The organism is Streptomyces atratus (assembly GCF_900119365.1).
Lineage (GTDB): Bacteria > Actinomycetota > Actinomycetes > Streptomycetales > Streptomycetaceae > Streptomyces > Streptomyces atratus_B.
Window position 1 is genome coordinate 158,137 of record NZ_FPJO01000006.1, and the last position, 14,424, is coordinate 172,560.

The 14,424-nt window shown below is 70.3% G+C and carries 11 protein-coding genes; 3 read left to right on the forward strand and 8 right to left on the reverse strand.

Features of this window, described 5'->3' with window-relative positions:
• Nucleotides 1-267 precede the first annotated feature (267 nt).
• Entirely contained in the window at nt 268-2,064 is a 1,797-nt protein-coding gene (locus BT364_RS13330) for a S8 family serine peptidase (RefSeq protein ID WP_072485367.1), read from the forward strand.
• 946 nt (nt 2,065-3,010) lie between these two features.
• Here the strand turns inward: BT364_RS13330 and BT364_RS13340 are convergent.
• Both BT364_RS13340 and BT364_RS13345 read right to left on the reverse strand, forming a co-directional pair.
• Complete coding sequence (locus BT364_RS13340; RefSeq protein WP_072485369.1) at nt 3,011-4,156, reverse strand: CU044_5270 family protein; 1,146 nt, start codon at nt 4,154-4,156, stop codon at nt 3,011-3,013.
• Complete coding sequence (locus tag BT364_RS13345) at nt 4,153-4,716, reverse strand: RNA polymerase sigma factor (protein ID WP_072485370.1); 564 nt, start codon at nt 4,714-4,716, stop codon at nt 4,153-4,155. The genes BT364_RS13340 and BT364_RS13345 overlap by 4 nt, the downstream gene beginning before the upstream one ends.
• Nucleotides 4,717-4,959: 243 nt before the next feature.
• Here BT364_RS13345 and BT364_RS13355 point away from each other — a divergent pair, with 243 nt between their 5' ends.
• Nucleotides 4,960-7,842, forward strand: coding sequence for a CHAT domain-containing protein (locus BT364_RS13355; protein ID WP_143166487.1), 2,883 nt, complete (start codon nt 4,960-4,962; stop codon nt 7,840-7,842).
• A gap of 655 nt (nt 7,843-8,497) precedes the next feature.
• On the opposite strand, the gene BT364_RS13360 is transcribed toward BT364_RS13355, so the two are convergent.
• The 6 genes from BT364_RS13360 to BT364_RS13380 all read right to left on the reverse strand — a co-directional run bounded on the left by BT364_RS13360 (nt 8,498) and on the right by BT364_RS13380 (nt 13,561).
• Nucleotides 8,498-9,133, reverse strand: a complete 636-nt coding sequence (locus tag BT364_RS13360; protein ID WP_072485373.1) for a hypothetical protein — start codon at nt 9,131-9,133, stop codon at nt 8,498-8,500.
• Nucleotides 9,130-9,621: a helix-turn-helix domain-containing protein gene (locus tag BT364_RS44160; protein ID WP_331765610.1), complete on the reverse strand. Its 492-nt coding sequence runs from the start codon at nt 9,619-9,621 to the stop codon at nt 9,130-9,132. Before BT364_RS44160 ends, BT364_RS13360 begins: the two co-directional genes overlap by 4 nt.
• A gap of 352 nt (nt 9,622-9,973) precedes the next feature.
• Complete coding sequence (locus BT364_RS13365; protein WP_072485374.1) at nt 9,974-11,167, reverse strand: ABC transporter permease; 1,194 nt, start codon at nt 11,165-11,167, stop codon at nt 9,974-9,976.
• A complete protein-coding gene (locus BT364_RS13370; protein WP_072485375.1) occupies nt 11,164-11,889 on the reverse strand; it encodes an ABC transporter ATP-binding protein in 726 nt (241 codons plus the stop codon). Before BT364_RS13370 ends, BT364_RS13365 begins: the two co-directional genes overlap by 4 nt.
• A complete protein-coding gene (locus tag BT364_RS13375) occupies nt 11,889-13,025 on the reverse strand; it encodes a peptidoglycan-binding domain-containing protein (protein WP_177328116.1) in 1,137 nt (378 codons plus the stop codon). The genes BT364_RS13370 and BT364_RS13375 overlap by 1 nt, the downstream gene beginning before the upstream one ends.
• A 2-nt stretch (nt 13,026-13,027) precedes the next feature.
• Nucleotides 13,028-13,561 carry a hypothetical protein gene (locus tag BT364_RS13380; protein WP_072485376.1) on the reverse strand — a complete coding sequence of 178 codons (534 nt, stop codon included), beginning with the start codon at nt 13,559-13,561 and terminating at the stop codon, nt 13,028-13,030.
• 167 nt (nt 13,562-13,728) lie between these two features.
• Here BT364_RS13380 and BT364_RS13385 point away from each other — a divergent pair, with 167 nt between their 5' ends.
• On the forward strand, nt 13,729-14,385 hold the full coding sequence (locus BT364_RS13385; protein ID WP_072485377.1) for a response regulator transcription factor: 657 nt from the start codon (nt 13,729-13,731) through the stop codon (nt 14,383-14,385).
• The last annotated feature ends 39 nt before the right edge of the window (nt 14,386-14,424 follow it).

Genomic DNA, 14,424 nt, shown 5'->3' on the forward strand with positions numbered 1-14,424 from the left:
CGGTTGCGTCACCCCTGCCGAAATGCGCCCAGCCCCGGCGCTGTATTGGGTGGGTCCTGTGGCCCGACGACTGGGGTACGGCCCCGGACAGGACTGTGGTCACGTAGGCGAATCAGGGCTTCTCGCCACGCTCATCAGGGCTCCTTCGCGGGACGGCGAAGGAACGGCGGCATCGGATATGCGACTCCGAGGCCGCAGTTGCGGGGCACCGCCGGTCGGACCCGTCGGCGTCCTCATCGAGGGAGCCGAGAGACAACAGGGGCAGTGATGAACACCGGACCGAGCATTCCCGACCCCACGGGCCGGAAGGACGCAGACCCTCAGAACACCGTGTACCGCGTCGAGCAGCGCAACGGAATGCCATACCGAGCAGAGGTTCACGCGCTCGCGGACGTCGCCACCTCCCGCCACGTGGAGCCGGAGCCCAAGGAAACGGACGAACCCCGGCCGCAGCGCGAGCGGGACAAGGTTCACCCCGTTCTGCGCGAGTGGCTGGACAACCGGTCGGCGAACGAACGCGAAGAGGTCGTCGTCGTTCTCGACGACTCGGTGCCTATACCGCGTTTCCCGGAACCTGCCACGGACGAGCCGCCGGAGTCGGACCGCAACCGCGCGCTCCTGGACCAGGCCCGGGACATCATTTCCGCGATCGAGCAGCAGCGAGCGGCAGGGTACGAACGGTTCCAGGCCTGGCTCGGAGAATACGGAGCCGAACCGGTGGAGCGCTTCTGGCTCATCAACGGTGCCGTGGTCGACATGCCCCTGGCGTCGGTGGAGCGCATGGCGGCGCGGGACGACGTGGTCTCCGTGGAGCCCCGGTTCTCCGGCGAGCAGCCACCGCAGAGCCCGCAGGTCGGTGACGGCCGCACCAGTCTGGCGTCCGAGCCCTACTTCAACTCCACGACCCCACCGTGCAACGGGGGCAGGATCGGCCTGCTGGACACCGGAGTGCGGTTCTCTCACACCCAGTTCACGAATCCCTCGCACGTCTCCTTCCGAGGAGACTGCAACAACGGCGGCGCGAACTGCAATACGGGCACCGGCCTCAACCCCAACGACGACTGCTGGAACCACGGCACCTCATCGGCGGGGATCATCACGGCGAACGCCAACCAGGGCAACAACCTTCGTGGCGTCAGCAGCATCACGCTGGACAGCTACAAGGTCTACGCCACGGGCAACCCGTGCCAGGGGCTCGACCAAGCAGCGGCGGTGCGGGGCTTTCAGGCGGCGGTAGCGGCGTTGCAGCCGGTCATCGTCGCGGAGATGCAGGGAGGCGGCGACCACCTGAGTGCCATCGCGCAGGCGGCCGACGCGGCGTTCAATGCCGGGGCGGTCGTAATCGCCGCCAACGGCAACAACGGCCCCAACGCCGGGACGGTGAACTGCCCGGCCAATGCCCGCCGGGCCATCGGAGTGGGGTGCTTCGACCTCCAGACCGGCCAGCAGAGCAACTTCCAAAGCCGCGGCCCCACCGCCGACGGCCGCACCAAGCCCGACATACAGACCCCGACGAACGTCACGACGGCGAGCAACACCACCGACACCGCGACACAGGTCTTCGGCGGGACCAGTTGTGCCACACCGTTCGCCGCGAGCGCGGCCGGGCTGCTGCGCAACTGGCTGAGAGGCGGCACCGGCACCATCGATCCCGGACAGGTCTACGCGTCCCTCATCCTGTCCGGTCAGTCGCCGTCGTTCAACAACACTTCCGGAGCCGGACACGTGCGCCTGCCCTGGGGAGGACTGCAGACCTTCGGCAAGATGGCCATCGCTCACCACGCGACGATCGACCTCGACTTCGGCACGATCAGCAGCGCGGCACCCTTCATCGACGCCGCCATCTGGTGGCCCGACGGCTCCGTGCACAGCGACATCGACGTCGCCCTGGTGGACCCGTCGGGCGTCGTCCGAGCGTCCAGCATCTCCATCTCCAGCGTCTTCGAGCGGTGCAGGGCGACGACCCCGATCGCAGCAGGTGTCTGGAAGGTACGCATCACCGGATACAACGTGCCCTCCGGACCGCAAACCGTCTATGTGTCCGCCTACACCCCGGGCGTCTGATGATCGACGTACACGGTTCCCAGCCGTGGTACGTGGAGCGACCCGAGCCCGAGCTGGACGTCCTCGGCACCTTGGAGTCCGCGCCGAGGGTCACCGGCCCGGGCAACCGGCCGACGCTGTCATTCGTCCTGCGAACGCCCGGCGGTGCCGTGGACGTGTATGCCGCGGGAGTCGAGGACACGCTCGCGTCACTGTCAGGCCGCCGTATGCGCTTCCGCGGCAAGGCCGTCGATGCAGGGCTCCCGGGCGCGTCGCCTGAGCTGTGGATCGGATCGGCGTGTCCGGTCGATGAGTAAGTGGTCGCGCGTGTGTCAGGGGCAGGTACCGCTGACGGCGGGCGGCACCGAGCGGTCCGCCCCGGCGCGTGCGCGCGCCGGGGCGCGGCCTCGTGCGGTTGCCCGCGGTGCGTTGCGCACCACGACGCGTCCCTTGCGCACCGTCGCGCCGGACGGCCGCGTTTCTCGGCAGCCGGGCCCCGCACGACGCGAAGATCGCACACGAGCCATACCTCCAGGATCATCCCGCTGACCCGATTACTGACCCGCCGCCTGCCGGATGCCCTGAGCCTCTCCCACGGCTATCGCGTGGAAGCCGAGGGCAACGCCCGGTGACAGCGCCAGAAACACGCCATGCCCGGTCCTCCGGAGGGAGGGCCGGGCCCGGCTGTCGTGAGAGGGTGGGAGTCCTCCGGAGTCGCGGGAAGTTTCGGGACTTCAGGAGCCGCAGCGTCCACGGCTGCGGAACTGGATCCTGCCGCAGAAGGGGTCCGGCCAGAGGGCTCCTGCGCCCCGCAGCCGGTCAGCGACAGACATGCCACCGTCGGCAGCAGAATGGTTCTCCAGACTCACCTGTCCACAGCAAATTCTCCACACTGGATTCGAACTGGCCCTCGAATGCGGTGGGTTGGTCCAGTTGATCACATGTGCCTTCAAAGGCGAGAACAGCCTCAGCGGGCCGGCTCGGCATCCGGCTCCTCGCCCGGAGCGGAAATCGGGCCCGGGTCCTCGGTATCGGTGTCGAACGGCGGTGCGTCCTCGGTCCACTTCATCGAGGTGATCGTCGTGTAGTCCTGCAGCTCGCCCTTGCTCACACCGTCACCGCTCCGGGTGGCGACCTTCTCGATGCCGAGTGGCATGCCCGTGGACTTGTCGAAGATCAGGCGGAGTTCGGCGGGCTCGTGGGGGCTGGGGAGGGCGACAGCGTAGCCGGTGCGGCCTGTGTGGTCTTTGACGTCCCCGAGGGAGCGCACGCCGGGTTCGGCGGCGAGGAGGCGGTAGGCGGCGGCGCGCAGGGCCGGGGTGGACGGGAGGGTCGTGGCGAGTCGGACGGCTGTGTCGACGACGATCCGGTCGAGGATTTTCTCGGGGGCGTTGTAGTCCTTGTCGACCAGGGCGAAAAGGCGCTTGCGGAGGGCCTGTTCATCGGTGGGGAGCGTGGCCAGGAGGCGGAGAGGGAGGTCGCCCATCGTGCCGATGTCCGCGGTTCCGCCGGGGGCGTCGTGTTGGATCTCGCCCTTGCCGGCGTAGGTGACGGTCTCACCCCTCAGGTTCCACGACGCGGGGGAACCGTCCGCCTTCCACGCCGCCTCGTCGGCTTTCGTGGCCGGACGGGCCCCCAGGTCCAGGAGCTGCGACCACTGCTTGTTCTTGGCGGCGGCCGTCCAGTAGCGCTGCTCGGTGCGCACGGCGACGGTGTAGTTCTTGCCGGGGACCTTGTGGAGGGAACCGAGGTGTTCCTCCACGTACCAGTACGTGCCGGAACCGGCCAGTTGCTGCTCGACGTGGGAGGCGGCAGCGAGAAGGATCTGGCTGCCGGAGCCCGATGTCGCGGAGTGCGCAGGTCCTGGCTTCTCCGGCGCGGTGCCAGTGATCACCACAGCCGCCACCGCCGTCGCCGTGGCCAGGGCGAGACCCGAGAGGAGAGGGCGGCTCACCCTCCGCGGCTGGGCGGTGGCGCGAGCCCTGCGCGTCGCGCGCGGACGGGTCATGACCGTTGCGAGCTCCTTTTCCCGAACCGGTGACGGCGTGGGGCGGCCGGGGTCGAGGTGGGCGGGGCGGGCGGCTGTCAGACGGTGCAGGATGTCGTTCTTCACCGGGCTTCCTTTCCTACAGTGATCCGGACTCGGGTGGACACGCGCCGCGCGGCTGCGGCTTCCTCCATGAGCGGGTAGGCGGAAGCGGCCTCGGTGAGACGTTTGCGCGCCCGGTGCAGACGGACCCGCAGGGTGATGGGCGAGCAGCCGACCACCGCGGCCGCCTGTGCCGGGGTCAGGCCCTGCCACGCGGAGAGGATCAGCAGTTCCCGATCGTCCTCCGGCAGCGTGGCCAGCGCCTTGAGCAGCGCGCTTCGCTCGGATACCTCCTCGGCAATGTCCGCCTCGGCGGGTTCTGCCCAGGAGCGCATTTCGGCGGCGAACGACGCGCGCCTGGCCTCCGCCCGGATGTTGTCCCGCAGGATGTTGCGGGCGACCCCGAGCAGCCATGGCAGCGGCGGCTCGGGGACGTCGTCCAGCTTGCGCCAGGCCACGGTGAACGTCTCGTTCACCACCTCGTCGGCGATCTGCCGTCCCGCACGGCTGACGACGTAGGCCCACACGCGTTGCCGACAGCCGTCATAGATGGCGGTGAAACGATCCGCGTCGTAGTCGGGCACTGCCGCACCTCCTGTCCCTCCTGGTGTGTTCTGTCATTGGGTAGTGGGCCGAACGGGCTGATCGTTACAGCGCCATGCCGGAAAACACGGCCGAGAGACGAGGCGTACGTCACATCAGGGTCCGCAAGACCGCCGCGCAGGGTGCGGCGGTCGGAGGTGACGCGAGGCGCAACACGGGCGCCAGGAGCCTCTTCTGAGGCATCACCGCAGGTCAGGGGTGAAACGCGCGGCGGGGCGACAGCAGTGGCAGCCCGGCGGCCTCACGGCACGCCAGACTGCAGTGGCCTGCTCGCCGCGGCTCTGGAGACCCGGCACGGGCTGCGAGAAGACCGGCCCCCGACCGAGTCGGACCCCTCGCACGGGCAGTGCCCGGATCTGGACGAGGCGATCAGACTGCGCCGTGAGGCCCTGCGCGTGGACGAGCCCGACTCACCGGATCGGGCTCTGCACCACGCTCGTCTCGCCATCGCGCTCCGACGGCGCGCCGACCACCGTGCGGGAAGCCGTGGTGCGGAGCCGGTCGCGGCCGACCTGGACGAGGCCGTCGAACACGGCGAGGCGGCGGCCGAACTCCTGGACGGGGAGCACGGGGACCGGCCCGCGGTCCTGGCCAACCTGGGCGCCGCCCTGCAAAGCCGCTTCGGACTCACCGGCGACCCGGCTGGCATAGACCGGGCCGTGTGCCACGGCCACGCAGCCCTTTGCGCCATGGGCGAGGACCATCCCGAACTTCTGAAATGCCGGCAGCTCCTCGCGGACGTCCTCCACGGGCGCGGAGTGCGGGAGGGACGGGTGGAGGACCTGGACGAGGCCGTGGCCATGGGCCGGTCGACAGTCGACGCGGCCCGTGCGCAGTCGTCCGGCGAGGCAGTGGGCCTGTTGCCGACCCTGCTGTCGGATCTCGGCGAATGCCTGCGCGCCCGCAGTGAGCTCACCGGGTCGCGCGCCGACCTGAACGAGGCCATCGCCCTGGGCCGCCGGGCCGTGGCCGCCACCGCCAGGGACGGCGCCGCATGGCCACTCACGGTGAGCCGGCTCAGCGTCGCCCTCTACCGGCGTGCCAAGACCGGAACGCCCGGCGATCTGACCGAGGCCATCATGATGACCCGCGCGGTCCTGGCGTCGGCTCCGGCGACCAGCCCCCTGCGCGCGGGCGGTAGGTCCAATCTCAGCCTCATGCTGTGGGCCCGGTACGAGGACACCCGGGACCTGGCGGACCTGGACGAGGCCATCGACCTCGTGCGCGCCGCCCTCGGTGAGCTGACGGCGGACGACGACCTCGCCGCGGTCGCCCTCTGCGCCTCCAATCTCGGCGCAGTGCTGCGGCTGCGCCATCAAGCCACCGGCGACACCGGCTCGTTGGACGAGGCGATCACTCTGGCACGGCAGGCGGTCCAGGGCGTCGCACCCGGTCATCCGGACCGGCTGAAGGTGCTGTACGGCCTCGGTGTGGCGCTGCGGTCCCGGGCCGAGAGGAACGACTGCGCGCAGGACCGCATGGAGGCGGCCCGCGTGCTGGCCGAGGCGGCGGACGCGCCCGCGGCGGCCGCCGCCCCGGCCATCCGAGCGGCGCGGATGGCGGCTTCCCTGCTCATCCGTCCGACGGACACCGACCCCGCCTCATGGGAGCGGGCCGCCCACCTGCTCGAAGCAGCGGTACGGCGACTGCCGACGGTGGCACCACGGCGGCTCGGGCGCCGGGACCAGCAGACCAGCCTCGCTTCCCTCGCCGGGCTGGCCGCCGATGCGGCCGCACTCGCGCTGAACGCCCCGGGCGCTCCCTCCCAGCAGGCGGCCGCCCGAGCCCTGCAGCTCCTCGAACAGGGCCGCGGCATCCTGATCGGCCAGGCACTGGACACCCGCAGCAATCTCACCGAGCTGAAAGCCCGACACACTGAACTCGCAAGACAGTTCGAGACACTGCGCGACGAACTCGACGCAATCGACGACACGGACGGCTTGGCGCTGCCGCCGCGACCGGGCACGGGAGGCAGCCCGGACTTCGCGCTCGCGCCCGCTCCGCACGACCGCCGAGCGCGTATCGCCACCGCGCTGGATGAGACGGTGGCGCGGATCCGGGAGCTGCCCGGTCACGAGGCCTTCCTGCTGCCGCCGGATGCTGACGCCCTGGCACGACAGGCGGTCGAGGGCCCGATCGTGCACATCAACGTCAGCGGCTACCGCAGCGACGCGATCCTGGTCACGAAGGACGGCATTCATTCACTGGCCCTTCCCGGTCTGACCGTGCCGACGGTCATGGAGCAGGCCGACGCCTTCTACACTGCTCTTTCCGACGCGCACGACGACAGCCTCGACCCGCTTCGCAGGATCACCGCCCAGCGCGCAGTCCGCACCGTCCTGGAGTGGCTGTGGGACGAGGCCGCCGGCCCCGTCCTGGACGAACTCGGATTGGCTCCGCGGCACAGGGACGGCCCGCTGCCCCGGATGTGGTGGATCCTGGGCGGACCCTTGAGCCTCCTGCCGGTCCATGCCGCGGGCCGCCCCACCGGGCCGCCGGAGGAGTGCTCCCGCCACACGGTCATGGACCGGGTGATCTCTTCATACACACCGACCGTGCGCGCCCTGGCCCACTCGCGCGAACGTGCCGCGACCCCAGCCGCCACGGACCGTGCGCTGATCGTCGCCATGCCGACCACCCCCGATCACGGCCCCTTGGTGTTCGCCGAGTCCGAGGCCGAGCGGGTCCGGCTCCACTACCCCGACTCGCGGCTCTTGATCCGTCGCGACGGCACCTCGGCCGGCGGTGAGCACAGCCCCGTCAAGCGCCACGTCATGGACGAACTGCCGCAGTGCGCGGTCGCTCACTTCGCCTGTCACGGCCAGAGCGACCCGCTGAACCCGTCCAGTGACCGGCTCCTGCTGGAGGACCACCGGACAGCCCCCCTCACGGTCGCCGAACTGGCCCGCCACCGCCTGGGCAAGGCCCGGCTCGCCTATCTGTCGGCTTGCGGTACGGCGTGGAGCCCAGCCGCTGGCCTCACGGATGAGTCCATCCACCTCGCCTCGGCCTTCCAGCTCGCCGGGTTTCCTCATGTGATCGGCACGTTGTGGGACGTCTGGGACGAGGACGCCCCGGACTCGCGGACGCCGTCCATAGGAGCATGACGTCCGGACATGGCGGCCTTCGCACGGACAGCTCCGCTCAAGCCCTGCACGCAGCGGTGCGTGCCGCCCGCGACCGCAATCCTCGTACCCCAACCCGATGGGCATGCCACGTCCACTACGGGGCATGAGCGGGCACCTCGGGGTGCTTCCTCGGCTCAGCGTGCCCGCCGTCACCGGGCCGTGTCTCACCCCCGTAGTCCTCCACGACGGCGGCGATCGGCGAAAACAGGGCGTCGGCCCGGTGGCGGTCCTGACACTGCCACCGGCGACGGCATGAGCCTCCAGGCGCGCTGGCAGCGCCAAGACGGTGCTGCCCCCGCCCGCCGCGTCCCAGCGGTCCAGGAAAGCGGCGAGGGCGCGGCGTTGCGCTTCCTCGCGGGCGATCTGCCGGGCGAGGACGTCGCGGTCGGTGTACGGGGAGACGGCGGCGAGGACCAGGCGCTTCAGTTCGACCGGTTCCAGCGCTTCCACCTCCCACTGCACGGGGCGGGCGGGGTCGAAGCCGTTGCGGCGGGCGAAGGTCGGCGGTGTGATCGGTTCGAGGCGATCGTTCGCCAGACCACCCGTGGGCTCCCGGAACCGGCGACGCGCCGGGTAGCCGTTCCCTTACGCGCCGAACGGGGCGGCTGGACACCGCTCCGGGAGGCGAACCTCATCACCTTGTGGCGACCCCAACGAGGCTGCCCACAACCAGGAGGATGAAGGGGATGGCGCCGAAGCCCCACCCCAGCATTCCGGTAAGGACCAGCGCATCGGGGATCTTTACAGGCTGCTTTGGGCGTTCGGACCCGGCCATGTCATCCTGGCGACCTTCCGCGCTTCGGGTGACAACTGGCGCATGACCACGCGCGAAGAGTCCGCCGGCGCAAGCCAGCACGACGAAGGGCAGTAGCACGAAGGTCAGCCAGGCCAGGTATGCCCCTGCCGAGCCTCCACCCCGGCCGCTGGTCAAGTTGCCGGAACCGGACGGTGCCACAAGCCAAGCCAACACCGCGACCAGCGCACCATAGGCCATCAAGATTCCCGTGTTGCGCCACGCTCGCCCGACCTGCCGCCCAGCAGTCGCAGCCGAAGCTGTATGCAGCAAAGTGCCGACTGGTACCCCGACCGCGAAAAGCGTCACCATCAGGTAGCCGGTATCGTGCCACTGCCGTCGCGCGGCTCGCAGAAAGGCGACCTGATGGGAGAGGTCCTCAAGCCAAATTGCGGCTACAACGCTCATTCCGGCCGCCAGCACGGTCAGGGCGATGCGCAGTCTGCGGCTCGGCGCAGCCGACAAGGGGTTGGTCACGCCGACATCGTAGTACCCGCCTTCACCTGGCTTCCCTTGGTAGTTGACAAACGGACGACATGGCAACATCCCCGGCGAACCCCGGGTGCGGCCCGAATCCGCTTCGTGGCACAGCGTGGCTCTTCCCCATCACCGCAGCGATGGCGACGCCACCGCGCTGAACACGGCTCCTCAGCTCCGGCGAACCGGGCTCCGCCTTCGGTGGCTGATTCCTGGACCGCTTTGATGCCGCTTCGGTGCAGGCGTCTCCATTCCTGGTACATCTCGCTGGCTGTGCGGGATTGGGCGATCAGGTCCGCGGTGTGTTCGTCGGCGTCCGAGGGCAGGGTGCGGCAGTTCTCGATGCGGGACGCCTTGGACTTGTGCCCGCCGCACCGGTCCGCCACCTCGAACGACTTGAGGCCGGCGTCCTTCCGCAGCCCCGTCAGGCGCCGGGCGAGGGCCGTGCGGGCGGCTTGCGCGGCCGAGGACGGGGAGGCGGTCGTCATGAGGTGGCGGCCCTTGGGTGTGCGTCGGTCAGATGCTGTAGTCGGTGTGCGGGACGGCCAGTTCCCACACGGACCGGAACGCCTCGGCGCACAGCTTGATCGCGCTGGGGTCGTTGCGCGTAGTTGCACACCGACCGTCCCGCGACGTGGCGCCGGGGGTCAAGAGCCCGAGCTGCACTGCGCCCGGTTCGTGTGACGCCGGGGGCCAGGTCGTCGTTGAACTGTGCGACTCCATGCCACGGGCCCCGGGGATGTCAAGGCTGATTCCCCGGGGTCCGTGGCATGTCCGACTCAAAGTCAGATCTCTCCGGCCGCCGTGGCGGTGTGCCAGTCGGCGGCTCCGGCGCGTCGGTCAGGCCGAGCGCAGGGCGTCTGTCGGGGACACCCTGGCTGCGCGCAGTGCCGGGTAGATTCCGGCGACGGCCGCTACCAGTACCGACACCAGGGGTCCGGCGATGACCGTGTAGAGCGGGATGGAGGCGGGCCAGCCCTGCGCGAGGGCGTAGCCGTAGACCGCGAGGCCGCCCACGAACAGCCCGCCGACTCCTCCGATGAAGCCCATCAGTACGGCCTCGATGAGGAACTGAACGGCGATCTGGCCGCCTCGGGCGCCCAGCGCGCGGCGCAGTCCGACTTCGCCACGGCGTTCCATCACTCCCACCACCATGGTGTTGGCGATGCCGACGCCGCCCACGAGCAGGGCGACCGCAGCGAGGGCGAGGACCAGCCCGGTGAGGGAGTTCTTGGTCTCGGCCCGTGCCGTGTACAGGTCGGAAGGGCGGCTGACGGCGACCGTGCTCGGGTTGGCGGGGTCGGCGGTGGCTCCGGCAACGGTCTGTACGTCAGGGACGCGTTCGGGGTGGGCCCTGAGGTAGACCATGGCGGCGGTGCCGTCCGCGCCCAGGCGGGCGGTGGCCTCGGGCCAGCCGACCAGGGCGGCGGTGCCGAGCTCGGGTGCGAGCTCGTTCGGGGCCAGGATTCCGGTGACGACGAACCACTGTCCGCCCAGCCAGACCCGCTCACCCGGCGCGCTCACGCCGAGCCGGAGTGCGGCCTGGTCGCCGAGCACGGTCATCGGGAGGTTCTCGCTCGCCTTGTCCAGCCAGTGCCCGCTCTGCAGGGTGGCGTGCAGGACGTCGAGCAGGTTGAGCCGGGCGGCCAGCACGGTGAGGCTGTTGGTCTGCTGCGCCGGGACCAGGTCGTTGCGGTAGACCTGGGCTTTGGTGGCCCCGGTCGCGGTGACCTGTTGCACGGGGGCGATGTTGGCGAGCATCTTCTCGGCCGTGGGTGGCAGCGGCACCGGCTTCTGGTCGGCGCCGTTGCCGGGGGCGACGGTGATCAGGTTGGAGCCGAGCCGGTCCAGGCGCTCCAGCAGGTGTGCCTGGTTGGAGGCGGAGATCCCGGTCACGGCGATGACTGCGGCGATGCCCAGGGAGATGCCGAGCGCGGACAGGGCGGAGCGCATCTTGCGGGTGCGCGGTCCGATCATGCCGAGGCGCAGCGTGTCCGTCGGGCGTAGCCGGGTGCGTCGCAGGGGTGGCGTCATCGGACAGCTCCTGCGGGGTGCGGGCCGCGTTCGTCGAAGTCGATGCGGCCGTCGTGGAGGGCGATTCGCCGGGGGAAGGAGGTGGCCAGCTCGCGGTCGTGGGTGATGACGACGACCGTGGTGCCGTTGGCGTTCAGGGTGCGCAGCAGCTCGACGACGGCGGCGCCGGAGACGCTGTCCAGGGCCCCGGTGGGTTCGTCGGCGAGCAGCAGTGCGGGGCGGCCGACGAGTGCGCGGGCGATGGCGACGCGCTGCTTCTCGCCACCGGAGAGCTGGTCGGGATGGTGGCGGAGTCGGTGCCCGAGGCCCACCTCGTGCAGGGCTTCGGCGGCTCTGGCGCGCCGGAGTGAGGCGGGGACGCCGCTGTAGAGGAGGCCGGTGGCGACGTTCTCGACCGTGGTGAGTCCGGACAGCAGGAAGAATTGCTGGAAGACGAAGCCGATCCGGTGGGCGCGCAGGGCGGCCAGTTCGGGGTCGGAGAACGCGGACAGGTCGCGCCCTTCGAAGTGCAGCGTTCCTGCAGTGGGCCGGTCGAGCGATCCGAGCAGCGCGAGGAGGGTGGACTTGCCGGAGCCGGAGGGGCCGACGACGGCGAGGAGTTCTCCGGCTTCGACGGTGAGGTCGATGCCGTGCAGGATGCGCAGCGGCGGTGATCCCGGGTACTCCTTGGTGATGCCGGAGAGTTCCAGCACGGGTGCCCTGCCGGGTGGCTGATGGGGCATCACTTCGGGATCACCACCTGGGCGCCGGCTCGGACGTCCCCGGTGATCTGCGCCTTGGCGTCGGCGACCAGTCCCAGCTGGATCCTGACGAGCCGGGTGGTGGTGCCGCTGACGACCTGGACTCCGTAGCCGCCGCCGTCCAGCGCGAGCAGCGCGGTGACGGGGACGATGAGCGCATCGCTGACGGTCTCGCCGACGACGGTGACGGTCACGGAGGAGGGCCCGGCCTGCTTGGCCTGCCGCTGGTGGTCCAGCGCGATGGTGACGGTGGTCTTGTCCGCGCCACCGGAGCCGTCCGAGCCGTTGTCCCCGCCGTCGCCGGAACCGCCGCGGACCAGTGAGCGAATGCGTCCGTCGATGGTGCTGCCGTCGGCCAGCTTCACCGTCACCCGGCCGTTGGGCTTGAACTGGGAGAGCTGGTTGTCGGCGGGCTGCACGGTGGCGACCAGGTCGGTGCCGGACACGGTCATGACCGCGGTGGACCCGAGGGCCGAGCCGAGCTGTGCGCCGAGCTGCTGCACCCGCACGGCCGCCTGTGGCAGCATGACGACGCTGCCGAGCGTGACCGTCCCCGTCTGCTTCTCACCGAGGGCCTTCTGCCAGCGCTTGACGGCGGTGACGGTGGCAGGGGTGAACTTCTGATCGGCCGTCAGGCCGAGTCCGTCGGCGTGGCCGAGCTTGATCAGGTTGCGTTTGAGCTGTTCGACGTCGGGTCCGTCACTGATGTCGGGGCCGAGGTCGCGCCACATCGGCCGGTCCCCGGTGAGCAGCACCACGGGCCGTCCGTCGACCTCGTAGAGCTTCGCTCCCGCCTTGACGACGGCGCCGACGGCGGGCAGGGCGGTGATGGTTCCGTGGCCGGAGGCGATGACGGGAGTCGGGGTGTTGTAGCTGAGCGCGCCGCCGACCTGAATGCCGGTGGACAGCGAGCCCTTCTGCACCGCGACGGTGCCGTGGCTGACGGGCGGCTGCGGGGAGGCGGTGCCGTGGTGCTCCCAGGGGCGCATCGCGGCGAGTGCACCCGAGCCGCCGAGCGCGGCGACCAGGACGAGCGCGACGACGACCTTACGGCGCTTCTTTCGCGCGGGGGCGGGCGAGGTGCCGGCGGGGGCGGGGGTCTCAACAGTACGGTTCATGATCACTGACCGATCGAGTAGCCGGGCATCGGGAGCTTGCCGCAGGCCGGCTGGATGGCGTCCCATTTGGCGGTGTTGAGCGATTTCGCCGGGAATGTGAGGATGCCGGTCTTGGGGTCGGGGTCAGGGATGTCCGCGTAGCCGTTCTTCCGCGCGCACGCGACAAAGGCGCGCGCTTGCTCGACGGCCTTCTCGTCGCCCTTCCGCTGGACCTGGTGGATGCCGGGGACCTTGGCGTCGCAGACCTTGCTCGCCACGTCGAGGCCGTTGGCCGAGCCGGGACTTTCGGCATCGGTGCCCGAGGCCGGGAAGGTGATGTTGCCGTCCTTGTCCTGCTCGACGCTGGTCTGCCCCTGCTTGTGCATGCAGTCCACCCAGGCCCGTCGGACCGCGTTGTCGTCCTGCGGCTTGCTCTTTTCCGTGCCGTCGCCTCCGGCCACGTTGGGCGCCGCGTCGCCGGAGGAGCAGCCGGTCATCATGAGCGCCGCGGTCACGGCAGTCGCCGCCAGTACGGTTCGTATGGTCTTGGTAGGCATTTCCTGCTCTCCCTGCTGGATGTCGACATCGACCTCGGCATTTCTACGGACCGACGAGTTATGCACGGGTGAGTGTGTGCCTAACCGCTGGCTAACGCCTGCCGAGGCATCGTTGACCAGGACGGGACAGGGCAGGGCGCAGAGCGCGGCGAGTGGAGTGGAAGAGAATGCGAGTGCTGATCGTCGAGGACGAGGTGGACCTGGCCGCGATGCTCGCCGAGGGCCTGCGCGCCGAGGGCATGGTCTGCGAGGTCGCCCACGACGGCGCTCGCGCGCTCGAAATGACGGCTGCCGCCGACTTCGACGTCCTGCTCCTTGACCGGCACCTGCCCAAGCTGAGCGGGGATGCCGTCTGCCGGGCCCTGAACACAGCCGGCTACCCGGCCAGAATCCTGATGCTCACCGCCGCCGGTGCCCTCGCCGACCTGGTCGACGGCCTCGGCCAGGGCGCCGACGACTACCTGGCCAAACCCTTCTCGTACCTGGAACTGATCGCCCGGCTGCGCGCGCTGGGCCGCCGCTCCCCTGCCGGCAGCAGCGCCACCGTGCTGAGCAGGCACGGCGTCAACCTGGACACCGTGCGCAGGGTCGCCGAACGCGACGGCCGGCCGATGAAGCTGACACCCAAGGAGCTCGGAGTGCTGGAACTGCTGCTGGCCGCGGACGGCGCCCCGGTCCCCACCGAGCAGCTGCGGGACAGCCTGTGGGACGCAGCGCTGGACCCGGCCACCACCGCCGTCCGGGTCACCGTGCACTCGCTGCGCCGCAAACTCGGCGAACCGCCACTGATCACCAACGACCCCGGCTACGGGTACCGACTGTGAACCGAGCCCGGACCGATTGCCGCCTCTCGCTGCACGGAC